The sequence below is a fragment of the Rhodovulum visakhapatnamense genome, from assembly GCF_004365965.1.
In the GTDB taxonomy this organism is placed as follows: Bacteria; Pseudomonadota; Alphaproteobacteria; order Rhodobacterales; family Rhodobacteraceae; genus Rhodovulum; species Rhodovulum visakhapatnamense.
Window position 1 is genome coordinate 289,115 of record NZ_SOEB01000002.1, and the last position, 21,419, is coordinate 310,533.

Annotated in this window: 18 protein-coding genes, 1 tRNA gene and 1 pseudogene; 3 read left to right on the top strand and 17 right to left on the bottom strand. The window is 67.0% G+C overall.

The window, feature by feature from the left end:
- Positions 1–35: 35 nt before the first annotated feature.
- The 12 genes from EV657_RS03205 to EV657_RS03260 all read right to left on the bottom strand — a co-directional run bounded on the left by EV657_RS03205 (position 36) and on the right by EV657_RS03260 (position 14,259).
- On the bottom strand, positions 36–656 hold the full coding sequence (locus EV657_RS03205; RefSeq protein ID WP_113670074.1) for a class I SAM-dependent methyltransferase: 621 nt from the start codon (positions 654–656) through the stop codon (positions 36–38).
- 79 nt (positions 657–735) lie between these two features.
- Positions 736–1,914, bottom strand: a complete 1,179-nt coding sequence (locus EV657_RS03210; RefSeq protein ID WP_134077107.1) for an AGE family epimerase/isomerase — start codon at positions 1,912–1,914, stop codon at positions 736–738.
- Positions 1,911–3,188 (bottom strand): HAD-IIIA family hydrolase, encoded by a 1,278-nt coding sequence (locus tag EV657_RS03215; RefSeq protein WP_134077108.1) that lies wholly within the window; start codon positions 3,186–3,188, stop codon positions 1,911–1,913. Before EV657_RS03215 ends, EV657_RS03210 begins: the two co-directional genes overlap by 4 nt.
- A complete protein-coding gene (locus EV657_RS03220) occupies positions 3,176–4,225 on the bottom strand; it encodes a GHMP family kinase ATP-binding protein (RefSeq protein WP_075784247.1) in 1,050 nt (349 codons plus the stop codon). The genes EV657_RS03215 and EV657_RS03220 overlap by 13 nt, the downstream gene beginning before the upstream one ends.
- Positions 4,207–5,199: a hypothetical protein gene (locus EV657_RS03225; protein WP_075784246.1), complete on the bottom strand. Its 993-nt coding sequence runs from the start codon at positions 5,197–5,199 to the stop codon at positions 4,207–4,209. Before EV657_RS03225 ends, EV657_RS03220 begins: the two co-directional genes overlap by 19 nt.
- A complete protein-coding gene (locus tag EV657_RS03230; RefSeq protein WP_113670070.1) occupies positions 5,196–5,972 on the bottom strand; it encodes a class I SAM-dependent methyltransferase in 777 nt (258 codons plus the stop codon). Before EV657_RS03230 ends, EV657_RS03225 begins: the two co-directional genes overlap by 4 nt.
- A 44-nt stretch (positions 5,973–6,016) precedes the next feature.
- Positions 6,017–6,844 carry a hypothetical protein gene (locus EV657_RS03235; RefSeq protein WP_134077109.1) on the bottom strand — a complete coding sequence of 276 codons (828 nt, stop codon included), beginning with the start codon at positions 6,842–6,844 and terminating at the stop codon, positions 6,017–6,019.
- A 239-nt stretch (positions 6,845–7,083) separates the two neighbouring features.
- Entirely contained in the window at positions 7,084–7,596 is a 513-nt protein-coding gene (locus tag EV657_RS03240) for a hypothetical protein (protein WP_134077110.1), read from the bottom strand.
- Between the two features lie 533 nt (positions 7,597–8,129).
- Positions 8,130–9,143 (bottom strand): GDP-mannose 4,6-dehydratase, encoded by a 1,014-nt coding sequence (locus EV657_RS03245; RefSeq protein ID WP_134077111.1) that lies wholly within the window; start codon positions 9,141–9,143, stop codon positions 8,130–8,132.
- Entirely contained in the window at positions 9,144–10,058 is a 915-nt protein-coding gene (locus EV657_RS03250; protein WP_134077112.1) for an NAD-dependent epimerase/dehydratase family protein, read from the bottom strand.
- Positions 10,055–11,956, bottom strand: coding sequence for a class I SAM-dependent methyltransferase (locus EV657_RS03255; protein ID WP_134077113.1), 1,902 nt, complete (start codon positions 11,954–11,956; stop codon positions 10,055–10,057). The genes EV657_RS03250 and EV657_RS03255 overlap by 4 nt, the downstream gene beginning before the upstream one ends.
- Positions 11,953–14,259, bottom strand: a complete 2,307-nt coding sequence (locus EV657_RS03260) for a glycosyltransferase (protein ID WP_134077114.1) — start codon at positions 14,257–14,259, stop codon at positions 11,953–11,955. Before EV657_RS03260 ends, EV657_RS03255 begins: the two co-directional genes overlap by 4 nt.
- Before the next feature lie 378 nt (positions 14,260–14,637).
- On the opposite strand from EV657_RS03260, the gene EV657_RS03265 reads away from it, so the two are divergent.
- A complete protein-coding gene (locus EV657_RS03265; RefSeq protein WP_166673629.1) occupies positions 14,638–16,971 on the top strand; it encodes a tetratricopeptide repeat protein in 2,334 nt (777 codons plus the stop codon).
- 15 nt (positions 16,972–16,986) lie between these two features.
- Here the strand turns inward: EV657_RS03265 and EV657_RS03270 are convergent, their stop codons facing one another.
- Together EV657_RS03270 and EV657_RS03275 are read right to left on the bottom strand one after the other, a co-directional pair.
- Entirely contained in the window at positions 16,987–17,346 is a 360-nt protein-coding gene (locus EV657_RS03270) for a YigZ family protein (RefSeq protein WP_134077116.1), read from the bottom strand.
- Positions 17,322–17,825 (bottom strand): annotated as a pseudogene (locus tag EV657_RS03275) (DUF2478 domain-containing protein); the annotation flags it as partial. The gene EV657_RS03270 and the pseudogene EV657_RS03275, both read right to left, overlap by 25 nt.
- A gap of 14 nt (positions 17,826–17,839) precedes the next feature.
- Here EV657_RS03275 and EV657_RS22635 point away from each other — a divergent pair.
- A complete protein-coding gene (locus EV657_RS22635) occupies positions 17,840–17,965 on the top strand; it encodes a hypothetical protein (protein ID WP_425057244.1) in 126 nt (41 codons plus the stop codon).
- A 283-nt stretch (positions 17,966–18,248) separates the two neighbouring features.
- Here the strand turns inward: EV657_RS22635 and EV657_RS03280 are convergent.
- Positions 18,249–18,325: transfer RNA gene (locus EV657_RS03280), tRNA-Met, on the bottom strand.
- Positions 18,326–18,814: 489 nt separating this feature from the next.
- On the opposite strand from EV657_RS03280, the gene EV657_RS03285 reads away from it, so the two are divergent.
- A complete protein-coding gene (locus EV657_RS03285; protein WP_134077117.1) occupies positions 18,815–19,675 on the top strand; it encodes an aldo/keto reductase in 861 nt (286 codons plus the stop codon).
- A 127-nt stretch (positions 19,676–19,802) separates the two neighbouring features.
- Here EV657_RS03285 and EV657_RS03290 read toward each other — a convergent pair whose 3' ends face one another.
- Entirely contained in the window at positions 19,803–20,138 is a 336-nt protein-coding gene (locus tag EV657_RS03290; protein ID WP_075784236.1) for a dihydroneopterin aldolase, read from the bottom strand.
- Positions 20,131–21,042 (bottom strand): SDR family oxidoreductase, encoded by a 912-nt coding sequence (locus EV657_RS03295; protein WP_134077118.1) that lies wholly within the window; start codon positions 21,040–21,042, stop codon positions 20,131–20,133. The genes EV657_RS03290 and EV657_RS03295 overlap by 8 nt, the downstream gene beginning before the upstream one ends.
- Positions 21,043–21,419 lie beyond the last annotated feature (377 nt).

A 21,419-nucleotide genomic window follows, 5' to 3' on the forward strand; every position in this document is an offset into this window, starting at 1 on the left:
GCGGGGCTTCCTCGCGGTTCGGACCCGGTCCGGGGTCAGAGCGGCGGCAACGAAAACGTCACGATCTCGGAATGCGGCCAGTGAAAGCCGTTGTAGATCGTGATGTTCTCTGCCCCCACCGCGTCGAGGAACTCTTCGTCGAAGGTGTGCCGATGCGACGGGATCCGGGTCTCGGGGTTCTCGAGGAACGGGGTGGAGATCACCACATGTTCGCGCGCGAGCCGACGCAGCTGCAGCAGGAAGGGCTTGGGTTCGGGCACATGTTCGATGCAGTGCGAACAGCTGACGATATCCCATTGCCGGTCGTCGATCTTGAAGATGTCGGCGACGAGGTATTCCATCTCGGGACGCAGGGCGTGCGAGATCTTGGCCATCGTCGGATCGATATCGAGCGCGGTCACGGTGCATTTCAGCCGCGCATAGCTTGCGGGGTCCAGCACGGTCGCCAGAAAGGCACTGCCCGACCCGGTCCGCGCGCCGACATCGAGCAGCGTCTTGACGTGGTAGCGGGCGGGATAAAGCCGCTCCAGCAGCGGCAGAAGCTCGGCCATGAAGGCGATGCTCTGGGGGTTCTGCTTCTTTGTATAGAAGTCGAAATCAATGCCGGCCTCATCGAACAGCCGCTCGAGGTCGGATTTTTCAAGCGTGTCTTCCATGTCGGTCGTCTCCTTGCGTGTTTGGGCGCTTGCGCCCTGTTCGCGTAAGGGCGTGCAGCCATTGGGGATGGTGGCAGGGTCAGGCGGTGGATGGTGCGCGGTGCTCCTTCCTGGCGATGGGCAGGAACTGGCGGGCCTCGAGCGTTGACAGTTCGTGATAGGCCCCGACGATGTGATAAAGGCTGCTGGTGCGGGCCGGTTCGGGGCGCGGCGCGCCGCCGGGGCCGAGGTTTTCCCACCAGCTGCCGCGCAGCGGATGCAAGAAAAAGCGCATCAGCCCCAGGCAGGCCTCGACCGCCGTCGCCTCGGCCAGCGCCGCCTCGGCGGGCCGGGGGGCCAGCCGTGCCCGAAGCGCCCAGGCCTTGATCCGTTCGGTCTGCGGCCAGAGCCGGGCGGTCGCGTCCTCGATGGCGAGGCCGGGCGTCAGCAGGCTGGCCGCCAGTCCGTCGGCGGTCAGGCCATGCGCCTCGGCCAGGTCGATCAGCCGCCGCCCCGCAGCTTGGGCCAGAGCATGGTCGCGAAGCACGCCCCAGCGCAGGAGCAACCAGCCCCATTCGTACTGGTGGCCCGGTTCGACCGCGTTGCCGGGACCGTCCGCGATCCGCCAGTCGCCGTCGAAAAGCTCGCGCTGCGCGCCGGTCCCGGGGTCGACGAAGCGCGCCAGGCAAAGCTCGGCGATCTCGTCGGCAAGGGCCTCGAAGCGCGGGTCGCAGGGGCCCGAGTCGATCCATTCGAGAGAGGCCTCAAGCAGATGCATATGGGGGTTCGCGCGCAGCGGCAGCCGACGCGGCCGGGCCTCCTCGAACCCCGCCTCGGGGTGGCGATAAAGCGCGTCGAGCCGGGTCAGGATGCGCGCGGCCAGCGCCTCGGCCCGGGCGCGCGGCAAGACGGCCTCCGGGGCCGCCGCCAGCGCGAAGAGGCAGAAGGCGACGTCGTAAAGGCTGAACGCGGCCCCTCCCCCGGCAATGGGCAGCACCGCGCCATCGGGGGCCAGATGTTCGGCCAGAAGGGCATCGCGGGCGTGATTGGCCAGAAGCCGCGGCCGGGAGCCGCCGAGGCCCGCCCCCATCAGGCGCGAAAAGGCGAAAAGCTGGCGCGCGGCCACCATCGCCCGGCGCGGCAGATCGACCGGTTTGCCGTCCGCCGCAAGCCGTTCGCAAAACCCCGCCTCATCCCGCACCTGTCCGGCCTGGAGCGGCAGAACCTCTGCCTCGAGCCAGAGCCGCAAGGCGGCCGTCGTCTTGGAAAGATCTGTCATGGCTTTCCTTTCCGGTCGCGCAGAAGCCTCTCGACCAGCGCATCGAGATCGCCGCCCTGAAACAGCACGGCCTCCAGACCCGCCGCGCGGGCCGCCTCGATGTCGGTTGGCTTGTCGCCGATCATCACGCTTTGCGCCCAGTCGACCGGCCAGCGGTGCTTCAGTTCCAGCAGCATGCCCGGGCCGGGCTTGCGCCGGTCCGACACTTGGCGCAGTTCGGGATGCACCGCCTGCGGGTGGGTGGGACAATAGCGTTCGTCGTCGATATGGGCCCCGGCAGCGGCCAGATCGCGCGCCATATGCGCCCGAAGCGCCAGATAATCGGCCTCGGTGTAATACCCCTTGGCGATGCCCGCCTGATTGGTGGCGACAAAGGCGTACCAGCCCGCCGCGTTCACCCGCCGCACGGCGGCGATGGCGCCCTCGGTCCAGTCCAGCCGGTCGGGATGGCCGACATGGCCGTGATCGATATTGAGCACCCCGTCGCGGTCGAAGACGATGGCCGGGCGCCGCCGTTGCGCCGGAACGAGGGTCTGCGCTGCCGCAAGATCCCCGGGCACGCCGATATCGAGGAAAAAGCCCGTCCGCTCGACCGCCGCGAGCCGCCCCTCGGCCGCCAGGCGCGGCAGCACCTCTGCCTCCAGCGAACCGTCCTCGACCAGGTGGGAAACGATCCCGCGCGACAGGCAATAGACGCCGCCATTGATCAGCGCCGGGCCGGTTTCCGCGCCGCGCGCCGCGAACGCCGTCAGCATCCCGTCCGCCACCCGGACCGTGCCGAAGCGGCCGCCATCCGCCACCCGGCGCAGCGCCAGCGCCCCCAGGACACCCGGCCGCGCGCTCTGCGCGGCGGCCACATCCGCCAGCAGGATGTCGAACCAGCTATCCCCGTTCAGCAGCAGGAACCGGTCCTCCAGCCGGTCGCGCGCCTGCCAGAGCGCGCCCGAGGTGCCGGCGGGCCGGGCCTCGCGCGCCACCTCGATTTCGACCGGGCGGGGCAGCGTGGCGGGCAGGTCGCGGGTAAAATCCTCGACCCGCCCGGCTTCGAACGCCGCCAGCAGCAGCACCCGCTCGACCCCCTGCCGCGCCAGTTCGCCGATCAGCACCGCCAGAAACGGCACGCCCCCCACCGGCAGCAGCGGCTTGGGACAGGTCGCGGTCAGAGGCCCCAGCCGGGTGCCCAGCCCGCCGCAGAGGATCACCGCCTGACGCGGCAACAGGGCTTTTGCCCGGGCGGTGGCCGCCTCCGGCCCGGAGAGCGTCAGCGCGGACATGGCAGCCGCCAGCTCTGGCACCCGGACTCGGCGAAGACGACCGGGTCGGCATCGCCGCCGATCCCGCGCAGCGCCTCGATCAGCGCGCACCGGCGGGGCGGATCGACGAGGAAGAACATGAACCCGCCGCCGCCCGCGCCCGACACCTTGCCCGCCTCGGCGCCATGGGCCAGCGCATGGGCGAACATCTCTTCGATATGGGGCGAGCTGACAGTCGCGGCGGTGGCCTTCTTGGCCGCCCAGGAATGGTGCAGGATCGCCGCGAGCCCGTCGAAATCGCCGGTCATCAGCGCGCGCTTCATCTCGATGCTGTCGGATTTCAGGCTGTGCATCGCCTCGACCGCAACCCGGTCCGACCCGCGCACGCTGGCGGTCTGCCGCTCGATGATCTCGGCGGAATGGCGCGAGACGCCGGAAAAGCATGTCACCAGACGGCATTCCAGCTCGTTCAGGATGTCGCGCGGGATGCGCAGAGGGTTCACGATCACCCGGTCGCCCGCGAGGAATTCGATGAAGTTCACGCCGCCGAAGGCCGCCGCGTACTGGTCCTGCTTGCCGCCCGCGAGGCCCAGATCGAGGCGCTCGATCTCGTAGGCCAGATGCGCCACGTCATAGGGACCGAGCGGCGCGCCCAGATGCGCGCGGAAGGCATCGACCAGCGCCACCACAAGCGCCGAGGAGGACCCCAGCCCCGACCCCGCCGGCGCCTCGACATTGGTCTGGATGGTGGCGCCGAAGCGCACGCCCCTGTTGAAGTCGGCCACCATGCGGTCATAGACGCCCCGGTGCAGCGCCAGCGCCGCGCCCGACAGATCGTCGTCGATCCCGAAGCTTTCGGTCCGGTCCAGATCATTGGCCGCAAAGACGATGCGGCCGTCGTCGCGGGCCTCGATCGAGGCAAAGGCGAAACGGTTGATCGTCACGTTCAGCACCGCGCCGCCGTAAAGGTCGCAATAGGGCGACAGATCGGTGCCGCCCCCGGCAAGGCCGAGGCGCAGCGGCGCGCGCGCCCGGGTCGTCAGGCGCCGGTCGGGCATGAGGCCTGCTCCTGGAAGGCGGCGAAGATCGGATGCGCGCGCACGCGCGGCAGGCTGTCGAGCGCGCCGAGGATCTGGCCCAGATCGGTTGCGAAGCCGGGGCTTTCGAACGGCAGCGCCCCGGCCGAGAGGTCGGCCAGCCCGACCTCGCCCACCAGCGCCTCAAGCGTCGCGTTATAGTCGCGCCGGGCGCGCAGATCCGCCTGCCGCTCGGGACCCAGGCGCCAGGGCGCCCGGAAGGCGGGGCGGCTTGCGGCCAGCGGGTCCAGCGCGCGCGCCAGCGGCAGCGAATGCAGGCCCGCCCCGTTCGCCATCAGTTTGAACCCCAGCAGGCTGCCGCCGAGCCGGGGGTTTTCGCCTTGAAACCGGTCGCCGCCAAAATCGGGCAGATCGGCCGCCTTCAGGAAATCCTGCACCACATCGCCCTCGGCCAGCCGGGTCCGGTCGTAAAGCCGCCAGTGGCACCGATTGGCGAATTCCTCCCAGCGGGTGACGAACCGCGCCAGTTGCGGATTGAACCCGCGCTCGAACTCGAAGAAGCCCGAATAAAGCCCGACCTTCTTGACCTCCTGCGCATAGGCGCTGAGCGCATAGTCGAGATATTCGCGCAGGTAGCAGACGACCTCGACATAATGGTCGCGGCAAAGCGCGCGAAGCGCCCCGAAATCGGAACAGTTCTGGAACGCCTCGCTGGACAGGACCAGCGTATGCCCGCCCTCGGCCGCCTCGGCGAGCCGGGCGCGCCAGTCCGCCCGCGTTTCGGGCGGGGCGGCGGGCCCCGATCCGCAATCGAGCGCGATCCGGTGATGCGCCGCGCGGTCGGCGGGCTCGGCCTCGGGGTCGTCATATCCGCCGAAATCGGGCATCACGATCCCGGCCGCGGCGTAAGAGGCGCGATGCGCCGCCAGATAGCGCTGGACCGCCGAGGTCCCGGTCTTGTGCCGACCGATATGAAGGATCAGACGCCGGATCATCGCGCTTTCCGGAACCACATCATGGTGCGCTTCATGCCGGTGCCTGCAAGCGCGCCGACCTCGAAACTGTCGACCTCCTGACCCTCGGTGCAGCCGAACTCGGCGAACATGTAGCGGATCGTCTCGGGGCTCAGCGCCCAGAAGTTGTTGTACCCCTTGGCGTGCCAGTTCATGAACTTGCAGTCGAACTTGTCGGCGCCCTCGTAGGTCGTCGTCTCCAGCAGCACCTCGCCGCCGGGTTTCAGCGACAGGCAGGTGTTGCGCACCGAACTCCAGACATCGGGCAGGTGATAAAGCAGGCCGCAATGCAGGATCACGTCATAGGTGGCTGGCGCCGAGAAGGTATTGGCATCGGCGGTCCAGAACGTGCAGGGCGCGCCGCAGAATTCGGCGATGGCCGACGTCCGCTTGACCGCCGCATCGTAGAACTCGATCCCGTCGACCTTGCAGCCCAGGTATTTCGACAGGAAGATGGAGTTGTAGCCCTCGTTGAACCCCAGATCGAGCACCCGCTTGCCGGCCAGCCGGGACAGGTCGATCTTGGCGTGAAACCGGCGCAGCTTGGCCAGGCAGCGCGCATTGGGCACATGCTCGGAGCGCTCGAAGCTTTCGGTCGTGACCCCGTTCGAGAAGCGATAGACCGACCGCCAGGGCGCATGCAGCGTGCAGAAGGACTCGGTCTCTTCGACCGAGCGGTCCGTCTCGATATAGAGAACATCGGTCTTCAACCGTTCGGCGATCTCGTCGGCAAGGGTGTCGTCCAGGTCTGTCATGTCGTCCAATGCTCCAAGATGCGCCGGGGGCGGCACGGGGAAAATCAACGGTAACGGTCGTAAAGTGCGTAATCCGACGCGTTCGCCATCACGGCGCGCGCCAGCAGATCGGCCGGAAGCGAGCGTTCCAGCGCGGCCAGCTCGTCCTGCCAGCTGTCTACCTGCTTGGTCTGGTTGGCCGCCGCGCCGGACAGGCGGAAGCCGGGGAAGTGGCGGCCGACGGCGGCCTCGATCCGGCGGGCGGAGCGGTCGAACTGCTCGACGATGCCGACCCCGGTCAGGCTGTTCACCTCGTCCAGCCGTTCCGCCGCGACGCGGATGTCGCCGATATGGCGGGGATGGCCGTTGGTGAAGGGGCTGTGGGAACCGTCCTCCATCATCGACAGCACGCAGGTCTGATAGTTCTTGCCGTTATGCGACTTTAGGAAAGCATCGAGCCATTCGGGAAAGGGCAAACTTGCGGCCAGCCGACCCATTGGCGTGTCCCGGTGCGCTTTCGATGTCGGTTCGAACCGGTAGATCGAGGCCAACCGCAGCAGCGGGTGGCGCAGGAAGACGATAGGCAGAGCGGTGAAGTCGTCCACCCGGTGCGCCGTCGCGACGAAGGTGTGGCAGGAAAAGCCGCGCATGCCGGGATGGGCGCGCAGGATCTGCCTGATCAGCGCGGTGTTGAAGGCAGGCGCCCTGCGAAACCGACGGTCCTTGTCCAGTTCGATGAAGTTGCCGGCACCGACTGCCTCGCAGATCGCCCGGTCGACACTGCTGCCCGCATTCTTGTAAAGGTGGTAATGGGCCAGGATAACCGGTATCGGGTCGGTCCTGTTGCGGCCGGACCGAAGTGGGACCGACCAAGGTTGCCCCGCGCGCGTCATACCGGCAACCTGACGGCATCAAGGTGCCCCCGAGCCAAAGCTGCTATGAGCGGATGGCTGATGACCCGTTCGAATGCAGAGAATTCTGACAGTATTGTCTGCATGTCTTGCTCTAGCAGAGCATAGTAGAACCCGGCCTTTTCCAGCTCCGTCCCTCCGCTTTGAAGGAAAAGCTGGAGCCCGGTGGTCCCGGTCTTGTGCCGACCGATATGCAGGATCGCGCGTCGGGTCATTTTTTCTTACACGGCTGGAAGCGATAAATTTCTCAGCAGGTCGATATCCGGATCGGCATAAGGAACCACCTTCTCCTTGTAGGTCCAGTTGAAATAATCGGGGATCGATCCGGCATAGCTTCCCGGCACCCAGTATTCCGACAGCTTTTTAAAATCCTGACGGAACACGTCGTCGAAAAGATCGGACTGGTACCCGGCACTGAATTCGCGGGTCCAAAGCTCTTGAGCCTGGATACAGGCGGCGGCAGCTTCGGGGTCCATGTCCTTCACAATCTCATGCCCGACATCATTGCAGATATAGAAGTGACCAGCCGGAAGATACGCCTCGCGCCCGTCCTTGCCTCGAATGCAAATATCGCTATCCTCCGAGTAGTAGTATCTTGGCAGTCCCCTGCCCTCCAGCACTTTCGGGATTTTTTCGCCGCAGCGGGAATTCGGCACGCGAAAGCCAGTCCGGTCAAGAACGAAATCGTAAAAAAGATCGAACGATGCCACGGCCTCCTCGAGGAAGAAGAACATGACATTATCCTTCCCGAAACTATCGACGTAAATACCAACAATGTCCGACAACATGCACCCAACCAGCTGATCGGATCGGACAGCCTGATCGAAAGTCTGGCGATAAGGATCGGACAGACAACGCTTCTCCGCTGAATGTCTGCCCCGACCAAATCTTGAATAAGACTGAAGGAAATGGCGGTAGGCCGACATGCTGCGAGCCACGGGCTCCCGAATGGCAAATATTATAAATGGATTATCGACGCTATTCCTGATTCTTTCCACAACTTTTTTTTGCTGAGAACGACCCGAAAATGTCGTATAATACGGACTGAACTCGAATCTCAGAACGTCGGCCGCGTCTCCGTTAACGGCGAAAATGCTTTCATAGGGCTCATCGCGATCCTCTGCGAAGAAAGAGTACTCTTTTCCGTAGCGAGGGCCGTAGCACCCCTTTATGTTCGAAAACATGAAATGCAGCAGCGTTGTTCCGGACTTCCCAGGCCCGGGGCATATCAATGCGGAATTCATCTAAGTACGCTCCTACTCTCTAATTAACGCACCAGCCGGACCGCGCCGTCGGCGACGCGGCCGCGCCAGTAGTCCAGAAGATCGCGCATCGTCGTCTCGAACGGGATTTCGGGCGCCCAGCCGGTATGGGCCCGGAACTTCGACGTGTCCGGCACCTGCAGATCGGCATCGATGGGGCGCAGGCGGTCGGGGTCGGTCTCGACCCGGATGCTGTCGCGCGCCGGAGAGAGACCGATCAGATGGTCCAGCATCTCGCGGATGGTGCAGGTATGCTCGCCCCCGATATTGTAATAGGCGGCGGGCTGGGGGTTCACCGTCACCAGCATGTAATAGGCCCGCACCGCGTCGCGCACATCGGCGAAGGTGCGCAGGCTGTCGAGATTGCCGACCCGGATCACCGGCGGAATGGCATTGGCCTCGATCAGTGCGATCTGCTTGGCGAAGGAGGATTCCGCGAAGACGTCGCCCCGGCGCGGGCCGGTATGAGTGAACATCCGCGTGGTCATGACCTTCATGCCATAGGCCTCGCCGTAGAACCGGCCGATGAGATCGGTGCCCACCTTCGAAATCGCGTAGGGCGAGGCCGGGTGGAAGGTGCATTCCTCGTCGATGGGCAGCTTGTCGCGCGGGACCCGGCCGAAGACCTCGGAGGAGGCGCAGACATGAACGACCGCCTCGGGCACCGTGCGCTTGATCGCCTCGAGCAGGCGCGAGGTGCCCTCGACATTGGTGTCGTAGGTTTCCAGCGGCGCCTCGAACGAGGTCTTGGGATAGGATTGCGCGGCGAGGTGAAAGACGTAATCGGGCCGGGCCTCCTCGACCGCGTGCAGCAGCGACAGGGAATCGCGCAGGTCGCCATGCACCAGCCGCAGCCGGTTGCGCTGGTTGATGCGGTCGGTCAGGTGGGCGATGTTGTCCATCGGGCTGCGCCAGCGGGCCATGCCGACGATGTCCCAGTCGGTCCGGTCCAGCAGGAAATCGGTCAGGTGAGAGCCGACCATCCCGGTGATCCCGGTGATCAGGGCGCGTTTGGGCATTCAGGGCAACCTTCTTTCGACTGGTTCGGGAACGGAACGAGTAGCGGCGTCGAGCATCCAGCCCAGCGTGTTGGCCAGATCGTGCCGCGGCACATGGCCGAGACTTCTGGCGCGGGCGGTGTCGCAGGCCTGAAACCGCATGTCGCCCTTGCGGATGAACCGTTCGTCGCGACGGATCTCGGGGGCGTGGCCGCTGATGCGGGTCAGGGTGTCGAGGATCTCGGCAATGGGCGTGGCGCGGCCGCTGGAGACATTGATGGCCTCAAGGCTCCGGGCAGGCGCCTCCAGCACATGGGCGAGGATGTCGGCGGCATCGCGGATATCGACGAAATCGCGGGCAATGGCGGTGTCACCCATGGCGATCTCGGGGGCGCGTTCGGCAAAGGCCCGGACCAGTTTCGGCACCAGATAGCGCGGGTTCTGCCCCGCCCCCATGCAGTTCGAGGGCCGCGCGATCGTGATGTCGAGCCGGTCGCGATACCAGCCCGCGATCACCTCGGCCAGAAGCTTCGAGGCCCCGTAATGGTTGGGCGGCTGTTTCGGGTCGTCCTCGCGCTGGGGCGCGGCGCCGCTGTCGCCATAGACGCTGGTGGCGCTGACCAGCAGGAACCGCCCCGGCAGACCGGCCGTCGCGGCGGCTTGCAGCAGCCGTTCGGTCAGGAAAGCGTTGGTTTCGTAGAAGGCGCGGGTGTCGCCGCCCGCGGGGTTCGATTCCGCGGCCAGATGCACGATGTCGGTGACCCCGTGACGGGCAAGCCAACCGGCCAGCGCCTCGGGGTCCGAGAAATCGGCGGCGGCGCGGCCCATCGGCAGGGTCTGCCAGCCCCGCGCCGCCAGAACCGGCATGAGATAGCCGCCGACGAACCCGCCGGGGCCGGTCACGGCACAGACCCGCTTGCCCTCCGCCCCGCTCATCTGGGCTTTTCGGCCACGAAGAGGGCCTGGCCGGGCCCGAAATAGCCGAACTCGCGCGACCAGTAATGGAACAGGAAGGGCCGCGGGAACCCGGCCTCGCGCAGCATGTCCATGAGGTCCCAACCGAAATAGCGGAAGCACAACGCCCCGCCTTCCGGATCGACCGGGTTGCCATGGTATTCGGCGGGCAGGTTATGGATGATCCGGCCATCGGGCGCGAGCTCGGCGCGGATCGTGCTGGGGTAGCGGTCGAGATGGGCGGGCACGCTGAACATCAGACGGCCGCCCGGTTCGAGCACCCGGAAGGCCTCGGCGAAGGCCCGCTCGGGATGGGGGACGTGTTCAAGCACGTCGAAGCTGAGCAGGAATTCGAAGCTCTCCGACTGGAAGCTCAGGTCTTCGAAATTCTCGTTGCGGACCCCCTCGAACAGGCCGCCCTTCGGCACGCGGTTGCCGAAATATTCCGATCCGGTCAGGTTCGGGAAGCGGCCCGAAAGCCAGCCGAACAGCCGTGTCTTCTGCTCGGTGATATAGATCCGGCTGTCGGACCTTGGCTCGAATTCCTGCAGGAACAGGTGCATCGACGCGCGCACCCGGTTCGGCAGGCCGCAGGACGCACAGGCGACATGCTCGCGCCAGTTCGGAACCGGGGTGCCGTCGGGATAGGTCTCGCCGCTGTAGAGGAAACTGGTCACCATCGAATGGCGACCGCCGCAGACGGCGCAATAGGCGCTGAAATGGAACCCGTTGCGACCCTCCTCGCCCCTCGGCACAAGCGCGGCCTCGGTCGCGCGCCGGTTCTCGATCTCGCTCGCCTCGGCTGTCAGGAAGCCGAGATACTGCTCCATGGTGAAGGCCTGCCGGGCCAACAGGAAGGTTTCGGGCCGGCTCCAGGCGGTGTCGGCCTCGGCGCCCGGGCTGTGCGCGTTCTTGCCCCGCGCGCCGTTCCAGAAAAAGGCATAGGGCAGGTTTCGAAGCCGCCGGTTCCCGGGGGCGGTCAGACGCGCGCGATAACGCTGCACCAGCGGTCCGTAGCCGAACGAGTTCGACACGTGGAACACCCTGCTATGTCGCGACAGCTGGTCGGTATCCTCGAGGATGATGCCGCTGTAGTGGACGAAGCGCAGCGGCTGGCCGTTGCATTGCAGCGCGCCTTCGGGACCGTGGATGCGCCGTTCGTGGAGGTTCCAGTAGGCGATATTGTAGCCCGGATGCCGGAGCACATGCACATCGTCCAGAAACGCGGGCAGCAGGTCCATCCATTTCTGGTCGACGAAGATCCCGCGCGGCAGGTCGATGATGCACTGATCGACCAGACGCCGCCCCCACCAGCGCATGACCTCGGCCACTTCCGGCGTGTTGCGAAGCGCGATGAAGCCCAGATTGTAGGCGCCGAAGCGCAGGAAATGGTCGTCCTCGAATTCCGCGCGTTCTGCCGGATGCAGGACATGCGGGGTCAGCACCGCCTGGGCGCCCGCATCCAGTGCCTCGGCGACCTCGGTCAGCGGGCTGAACACCTCGATATCGGGATCGAGATAGATCACATGCGGCGTCGGATCGTCGCCCTGCGCCTGCGCGAATTCCCGCAGGAAGCAGTAGGGTTTGATCGCGGTGCACAGCTCGGTGATGTTGTAGCTGCGGATCATCCGCTCGAGCGCGGGGATGCCGAGCGCCTCGAGCGGTTCGATGCGCATCCCGAGCGGCACCGGATCGTACCCCATGTCCCGGTCGCAGAGATAAACGGTGAAGACCGCGTCGGGATGGGCCTGGCGCAGGCTTTCGCAAAGAAGCCGGGCGCTTGGCAGGAAGTTCCGGGCGCAGATGGTGAAGAAGCGCAGTGCGGTCGCCTTGCCCCCGACGGCACGCAGATGCGAGGCGGGAGCGGTCTCGTGTTTCATGCCGGCACCCCGTCGAGGAGCGCGTTCAGCCGGGCGGCAACCGCCCGCCGGGAATAGCGGGCCTCGCAGAACTCGTACCCTGCGCGGCTCATCCGGGTCCAGAGCACCTCGTCGTCATGCAGTCTCAGAACCGCGTCGGCAAAGGCCTCGGGGCCGTCGGCGACCAGCAGGTCGCGGCCGTCCACAAGCCCCATGCCCTCGGCGGCGAGCGGGGTCGCGACGCAGGGCACGCCATGGGCGAGGCTGGTGCCGATCTTGCCCTTGATCCCCGCGCCATAGCGCAAGGGCGCCACGGTCAGCCGCACCTCTTCCAGCGCGGCGCCCAGATCGGGCACGAAGCCCAGCGCCTCGACCCCTTCGGGCAGCCGCGCCCGCAACCGGTCGGGAAAGTGCGGTCCGACGATCTTCAGCACCATGTCCGGCGCCCGCGCCCGGATCGGCGCCCAGAGCTCGTCGATGATGTAGTCGACCGCGTCGATATTGGGGGTGTGGCCGAAGCCGCCCACGAACATCAGTCCGGTACGTTCCGCAAAACCCGCGCGCGGCGGGCGGAACTCGTTGACCATCGGAATCAGGCGCAGGTCGGCATGGCCGAGCGTCGGCGACAGCACCGCAATCTCGGCCTCGGAGAGCAGGATCGTCGAGTCGCAGCGCTGGATGATGTCGCGTTCGCGGGCGAAGGTCGCATGCGCCGAAACCTCGCGTGCGGCGCTGCCCGCTCTCTGCGCCTCGCGCAGTTCGCGCAGGCCGTGCAGATCGACGGTGTTGAAGACCAGCCGGGCCCGGGGAAACAGCGCGCGGGTGCGCTCGACAAAGGCGCCCCCGGCATAGACCCGTGTCAGCAGGAAGGTCAGCCGGTCGTATCCGGCCGCGGCGATCCGGTCGCAGGCACTGTCGTAGCCCTGCACCACGGGATCGGTCAGGCACACCACGCCCCGCGCGGCCAGCGCCAGGGCATAGGGGTCGGTCCAGGCGCGCCGGGTGGTGCTGTAGAACAGAACCTCGGCGCCCCGTTCAAGAAAGATATCGATGAAATTCGACGCGGTGACCGAGCCTGCATCCTGATCGGGCATCGGCGGCACGCTGTCGACGAAGACCACGGCCTCGACCGGGCCCGGATGGGCGGGAAGGCCCGCATCCTCGGGGGCGGCAGCCTGCGGCGGCTGGGCGGGCTCGCTCTCCGACAGGACCACCGCGCACCCCTGCGTGGCAAAGACCGGCTGGCCGTCGCCGGCCAGAAGCGGCACGAGCCCGGCCAGCGCCGCGACCAGATCCGGCGCACCGGTCGGTCGGGCCCGGGACGCGGCCGCAGCCGCGCGCAGGGGCGCGACGCGCGCCAGACCGAAGACCGGGTCCAGGGCGACCGACGGCTTCAGGCGGAACTGGAAGGGATCGAGAAAATGGAGGTCGCGGCCGATCTCGGCCAGGGTCGTCTCGCCCGCGCGGTGGCGCCAGCCCGACCGCCAGAGCCGTCCGTCGGGCCGCGCGAGCGAAGCGCCGACATGGGCCAGACCGGGATCGCGGACCATCGCCGCCTCGAGAAACGTCCAGGCCGACAGCGCCGGAGACAGCGAGACCTCCCAGAACCCCGCCAGTTCGGCGTCGAGCCCCTTGAGCAAGGCCCTGAGATCGTCCAGAGCGGTTTCGCCTTCCGCAGGCCAGACCCGCACCCGATCGTTGGCCGGGGCAGACCGCCGCGCACGGCCGCAGCCGTCCGGGCCCAGAACATGCACCTTGCCAGAGGTCATGGCCAGCGCCTGCTCGACACGCTCGACCGGAACCGCTCCCCCGTCATCCCGGAACAGAACGATCGGAAAGTCGACCGGCCCGGCCCGCAAGCCATAGGGAAAACCGCGCCCAAGAACTGTGTCTGGCAAAGCCGCAAGGTCGAGCCGCTCCAGGACCGGCGCGGGAAGGCGATCCAGAGGCGTGAAGATCCCCGAAAAATCCATCACCGGCGGCGTGACGGCGCCAGTGCCCGCCCCGTCCGCGGCGGCATCGCGCACCGAACCGCAGATCCGGCCTTCGGCGCGGCCGAAACGGATCCAGTGATAGAACGGGTTCATTCCGGCGGCGCGGACATCCGGATTGATCTCGAGATAGCTCACGCCATCGAAGTCGGATCGCGGGTTTCGGCCCTCTTGCGCCCCATAGCGAATGTAATGGGTCAGCGGGTCCACACCGGCCTGGGCGACATCGGTGTAATGCGACAGATACCACCCCGCATCGAAGGCGGGCGCGATGACACGCTTTATGTGAAGACCACGGATCTCCGCTGCGAAGCGGCCGAAAAATGACGCCATCCTTCTTTCCCAGACGGCAGACGTCGCACTCCCGTGCCCCCGTCCCTGCCACCCCCGGCACACCGGCCGCGGATAAACCAAATAGACTCCTGAAAAGCAGGGTGAACTGTCTGCAGTTTAACCATCTTCCTCAACCCTCGTACACCTTGATGTCCACAAGTTCAACCTCTAGGTGCCCACGCCCCAGGCCTTTGCGATCTTCCGCCATCTCATTGATGAAACAGGCTGAAACCCGACGCCTTCCGGTTCTGAAATCGGATATGGGCCAGGGTCGGCGCAAGGGCGTCCGCCGCCATACGGGGCTTGCCAGGGTCGGTGCAACGCATGACATTATGCCCGAAAGGCCGGTGCGGCCCAGACGTGGAACCGACGAACAGGATGCAGAACGCAGACCCAGAGATCGCGACGACCGCCGCCGCCCGCGAGGCGTCCGGCCAGGCGCTGACCCGCCCGCCGCAGGACAGGGCGCTGCGGCTTCGAGAGGGCGTTCTGCTGCGCGAGGCGGGCCGGATCGAGGAGAGCCTCGCCCATCTTCTCAGGCTTGCCGCCGACGCGCCCGGGGCCCCATGGGTCGCCGTCGAACTGGCCGCGACCCAGCGGCGCGCCTGGGCCTATGACGCGGCGGCCGAAACCCTTGCCGGGCTGCTCGCGGCCGATCCCCGCCAGCGTCAGGCGCATTGGGCCCGGATCGACGCGGCGGCGCAGGAGTTGCGTCTCGACCTGGCGCTCGAGGCGGTCGAGGCCGCGCTGGACGTGCTGCCCGGCGATGCGGGTCTGGCGCTGCGCCGCTGCAACCTGACCCTTCAGCGCGGCCATGTGCGCGCGGCGCGCGACCTTCTGGACGCGCTGGCCGCCGACCGGCCCGGCGATCCGGGCGTAGATCTGGCCCGCGGCCACAGCTTGCTGGCCGAAGACCCCGAAACCGCGCTGGCGCTGGCCGGGGACGTGGTGGCCCGCGCGCCCGGCCTCGTCTGGGCCTGGCCCCTGCGGATCGCTGCGGCGCGCACCCTGTGGCGGTTCGACGACGCCGAGGCGTGGGGCCGCGAGGCCGAAACCCGCTTTCCCGGTCAGGCGCCGGTGCTGCAAGCCCGCGTCGCCACCCGGATGGCCCTGGAAGACCCCCAGGGCGCGCTGGCGCTGCTGCCCATGGCCCCCGACACCCCGGCAATCTGGATCCTGCGCGGCACGACGCTGCTGGCCTCGGGCCGCCCCGAAGAGGCCGATGCCGCCTTCGCCGCGGCGCTGGACACCGGCGGGCTGCTGCCCGGGGCCGCCATCGGCCGGATCGGCGCCGCGCTGGAACTGGACCGGGTCGACGAGACCCGCGCCGGGCTGAGCGCGCTGATTGCCTGGCACGAGGCCCGGGGCCACCGGAACGGCGACCGCATCCGGGCCGAGATCGCCGGCAGGCTTGGCGACTGGCCCGAGGCCGAGCGGCTTTCGACGCAGCTTCTGGACCGGCAGGGACCCGACAGGGCGCTGCTTTATCTGCAGGCGCGCGCCCGGTTCGGCCTTGGCCGGATCGAGGGCGCCGACACCGCGCTGGACACGCTTGGCGCGCTCGACCCCGACCATTCCGCGAGTGCCGGGCTGCGGGGCGAGCTGCATCTCGCCGCCGGACGCCCGGACGCCTATGTCGCGCACCGCCGCGCCCTGTTCCAGCGCCCCGACAGTGCCCGCACCCGGACCGATATCGACTTCGGGCGCGATCTCGACGCGCTGGGGCGGCATGACGAGGCCTCTGCTCGGCTGCAACACCTGCTGGACCGGAACGGCGACGCGCCGAACCTTTTCCTGTCTCAGGCGCTGATGGCCCGGGGTCGGGTCGAGGAGGCAACCGCGATCCTGCCCCGCTTTGTGCGCGGACGGCGCAACATCACCGGCGGGGCCGACGAGGCGATCACCCGCGCGGCGGACCTGGAGCGGCTCTTCGATTTCGAGACGGCCCGGCCGATCCCGACGATGAGCATCTCACCGGCCGCATCGCTGGCCTGGCGGCTTGCCCGCGACCGCAGTCTCGGGCAAGCCGAATGGACGCGGCGGGCGGAACGCGCCAGCGCGATCTGGCGCTGGCTGACCGCCGCCCCGGCAGAGCCCGAGGCGCTGCTGCCCTGGCTGCATCCGGGCGAGGCCGACAAGCTGCGCGCCCTGCCCCGGCCCTGCATCCTGGCGACGACCCATTTCGGCCCGCTGGTCTATTCGGTCCTGCGCGGGCTGAATGTCGGCTATCACTACCTCGCAGCCCGGTCGGCGGCCAATCCGGCCGCGCGCGGGCTCGGACCGATGATCGCCGCCGCGACCGCCCCGCGCGAGGCGGCGGCCGAGGCGTTTCGCGTGCTGCGCGGCAACGGCATCCTGATGGCCACGCATGACTCTCCGGCGCGGGTGATGCGGCAAGGCGGCCCCGGCGACGTCGCGCGCGGGCGGCTCTTCGGACGGCCGTTCGAGCTGATCGACACGCTGCCCAAGCTGGCGGCCGGGCTGCGCGTGCCCAGCCTGACGCTGCAGGCGCACTGGCGCGACGGGCGCATCGCCTTCGAGATCGCGCCGCTTCCCACGCCCGAGGATGGCGAGCCGACGCAGATGTGGCTCGACCGCTGGGCGCAGGCCTATCTCGACCGGATCGAATGGATCATGAGCGGGCCGCCCGAGAACCAGAATCTCGACGCCCTGAACTGGCGCGTGCTGCTGCTGGACCCGCCGCCCGTCTGACCGGACGGCCAGCGCTCAGGACCTGCCCGCGTGCGTATCGAGATAGATCCGCACGGCTTCCTGCACATGGCGGAACCGGTCGCCGCCCAGCGGCTTGCCGCCATACCATCGGGTGACCACCACGATATGGTCGCGCAGCTCGGCCCGTTCGAGCATGCGCAGGATGATCGCCCCCGCCCCGGTCTCGCCATCGTCGGACTTCACCGGCCCCCCGGCCCCGAGAACGGCCCAGCTGTGATGGGTGGCGCGGGCGAATTTCTTGCCGCGTCGCAGCTCGGCCAGAAAGGCCCGGGCTTCTGCCGCGCTGTGGCAGGACCCGCCCGAGACCGCATAGCGCGAGCCGCGGTCGGTCAGGATGTTTTCCAGAATGCGCATGCCGCACCCTGGGCCGGGCGGGCCGCGGGCGCAAGCCCGGCCGCTGTCAGGACAGGGCGCACAGTGCGGCGGGGTCCCGGACCGGAGCCCCGAGCCGGTCCAGCACCGCGCCCGCATCGGGACGAAGCGGCCGGGCGAGCCCCCCCGGCAAACGCCTCGAAGGCCGCGAGGTTCGGGCCGTTGACGCCGGTCAGAACCGGCGGCCCTCGGTCGAGCGCCGCGGCGATCAGGGGCACGAAGCCATGGCCCGCCGCCTCGAGCTTGCCGAACTTGTTCACGATCAATACGGCCGCGCCGTCGAGATGGCGCGCGGCTTCGGCCGCTGCGGCCTCGACCGCGCCCGGCTCCATCCGGCAGCCGCGCGAGCCCGACCCCAGCGCCTGCAAGATTCGCAGCACCGGCCCGTCGGGCCGCACCTGCAAATCGATATCGCAGGGATGGGCGCCGGGGGCGGTGGCGGCGCGACCCCGAACGCCTGATCCAGCATCACCACGTGATTGCTGTAGTTCGGCTCGGGCTGGCGCAGGACACCGGGATCGCGATGATCGACGCGCCCCATGCGACGGCCCATCGGACGGCGTCGAGCCTCGCGGTTCAAAAGGGCGGCGCGGACGGCTGATCGGGCGGAGGTCGAAGATCAGAAAACGATCCGGGGGATCGTTTTCACGAGAACGGGCGGGCTGAACTCCACACTGCACGTCCTGGCCGATGCGAAGGGTCGCCCGATCCTGTTCCTCTCGGCCTGCGGTCTGGCCGCGACCGTCATCTATTGTGTCGTGAACCCTGACTCTACACCTTGGTGCCGGTCGCGGGAGACGTCACGCCTGAACCCCGTTCGGCTTGGGGTAGATCGTGGACAGGATTGCAGAGGGCGAAAACTTATCAATAAAATTATTGATAATTGGTAGCGGAGGAGGGACTCGAACCCCCGACACAAGGATTATGATTCCTCTGCTCTAACCAACTGAGCTACTCCGCCAAGAGTGTGGCGCTGAGTAAGGGACGGCTTCGGGGGCGTCAAGCCGAAATTCGCGAGCCCCTCGCCGGGGCCCTGCGTCATTCCAGCGACCGTCCCGGCAGGGCCGGACGCCGCAAAGGCCTGCCGTCGCGGGGTCGAGGTTCCGAACGGCATGTCTTCCCCCGTCGGAGCGCAGATCCTTGTCTCTTTCGCCGGTCCATGCGGGAAGCGGCCGGTGCACCATCGCCCGGGGCCGACGGGACGCGCTGCACCTGTGCCGGACCGCGATCCGAAGAGCGGCTCTCGCCATGGGCGCCGTCGGCGCCGCATGGGGGCGGTCGGGCGCGGCAGGGGCCTCGACCCGCATTGATGAGATTCCATCATGAGTGGTTGCGATCCCGTCCCGATTATCCCGCGACCATCTTCCCCCTAGATCACTCCAGGACGGGTGGCCGCGGGCCGCCCGGTTTGGACACGGCTCTTGGAAGCCAGCAGGGAAGGAGACCGAAAATGATCCTGCAAGAAACCCGGACCCTGCCGAACGGCGTCGCCATTCCCAAGCTTGCGCTGGGGACCTGGATGATCGACGATGCCAAGGTGACCGACGCGGTGAAGGCCGCCGTCGAGATCGGTTACCGCCATATCGACACCGCGCAGGCCTATGGCAACGAGCGCGGCGTGGGCGAGGGTGTGCGCGCCTGCGGCCTGCCCCGGGACGCGTTGTTCGTGCAGACGAAGCTCGACGCCGGGATCAAGGACCATGGCGGCGCCAGGGCCGCCATCGATGGTTCGCTGGAGACGCTCGGGCTCGATTATATAGACCTCATGGTCATCCACAGCCCGCAGCCCTGGGGCGCGTTCGGCGACACGGACCGCTTTTTCGAGGGCAACCTCGCGGCCTGGACGGCGCTGGAAGAGGCGCTGGAGGTCGGCAAGATCCGCGCCATCGGCGTGTCGAACTTCCAGACGGCCGATCTCGACAACCTGCTCGACCATGCCAGGATCAAGCCGATGATCAACCAGCTGCTGGCCCATATCGGCAACACGCCCTTCGAGTTGATCGACTATAGCAAGGCCCGGGGTCTGCTGGTCGAGGCCTATTCGCCCATCGCCCATGGCAAGATCCTCGACAATGCCGAGATCGGCACGATGGCCGGGAAATACGGTGTGAGCATCCCGCAACTCTGCATCCGTTATGTCCTGCAACTTGACCTTCTGGCGCTGCCCAAAACGGCGAACCCCGAGCACATGAGGACCAACGCCGACCTCGGCTTCGCGATCTCGGAGGACGACATGGCCAGGCTGAAGGCGATCACCGCCAAGGACTATGGCGATGCCAGCGGCTTCCCGGTCTATCGCGGCAAGGCGTGATCCGGTCGCAGTCGCCTGGACCCCAGCAAGGGGCGGATGCGATGGGCGCCCCGCGATCCGGGGCGCCTGTCATACGATGCCGCCCGGCGTGTCATTGGCGCGCCAGCGGCGCGTGGCGCACCCGGTGTCAGTCCCCGCGGTATGAAACGCCGACGGATTTGCAATCCTCGAACACATCCGGCTTTCTGGAATAGACCGTCGCAGAGAGTGCCCCCAGCGACAGGATGTGATCGTGAATCCGGACGACAAGGTCTTCCTGGGTTTCGATGAACTGCATCGAGAACGCCCTGATGAACGCCACCACCCGGTCATAGTCGAAAATGTCGTCCTTTCCGAAGGATCGGGACGTGACGTCGATCTCTGCGCAGATCAGTACCCTTTGCGGGGCCTTCTTCTCGAAATCGTGGATGCCAAGATACATCCGGATTTCCAGATCCTCGAGGACGATCCTGTACCTACTCATCGAAGTGACCTTCCTTGGCAAGAAAGGCCACATCCCTTGACAATCGCATCATCGACTGTCCGCCATCGATGGTGATGATCTGATCGTTGCAGCTTTTTGTCTTCCAGAGGAAAAGCGCCGCATCCGCGATGTCGGACGGGAAGACTCGCCTGCCCAGATAGTTGATGCGGCTGCTTTTCTCGAAATTCTCGGGGCTTTGCTTGCCGCTGATCAGGGTGATGCTGGGCGCAATCCCGCAGACCCTTGGAAACCCGGCAAAACGCATTGCCATCATCCGGGTCGCCGCCAGCAGGGCGGTCTTGCTCAGGGTATAGGTGAAGAAGTCGGGATTGATCGCAAACACCTTGTTGTCGAGCATGTTGAGGATCAGCCGATCCTCGGCCTCCTCCGGCTGGCGCCGCATCAAAGCCCCCAATTGCACGGGCGCCTTGAGGTTCACGCCAAGATGATCGTCGAATTGCGTGTCTTCATAATCCAGCAGGTCGTCATTCACGAACATCGAGGCATTGTTGATGCACAGATCGACCGCACCCATCGTGGCGCGCACCTCGTCGAACATGCGCTCGGTCTCGCTGCGGTCCCGCAAGTCGGCGCGGTGTATCGAGCAAATCGACCGCGACGCGGTCAATTCGTCCCGCAGGGCCTCGGCCTCGCCTTCGGACGAGCCGTAATGGATGGCGACCTTGAAACCGGCCCCCGCGAAGCGGCGCGCCAGATCCGCCCCGATCCGTTTTGCCCCGCCGGTGATCAGGATGTTAGGTATTGCCAGGCTCCTTTCCGTCCAAAATCTCGGGCCTCGCCTGCGTGAAGGATCGGATCGTGAACATGAGATCCTGCGCGAAGAATGCCCTGTCCGAAGGTCTCCAGACCGTATCCTCTGGACGCGCCGTGGTGGCAACAACAATCGGGCGTTCCTTGCCGTCCGTCACGCCCGACAGAAACGAACGAAGACGCAATGGGGTGCCAGTCGTCTCCGCCGGATCCTGACGCCTGACGCCTCTCGATCTCCTGAGAATGTCAGACCTTCGACGACAGGAAAGAGCGACAATCGCCCTGAAAGACCTCGCGTGCCATGCCAGCGACACGCACCCGAAGCCCGGCAATCCGGCAGGCGGGTTTCGACAAGGCCTGTCGTCTGCCTCGGCGCCATGCCGAACCGTACTTTCACCGTCAGGCCGGGCCGCATCGCTGCGTCACTGCAGGTGGGTTGCGGGCCCTGCATGCCGGTCGGTCTGCCCGCCCACGTCCTCTCGGGATCGCACCCGATCATCCGCGAGCCCG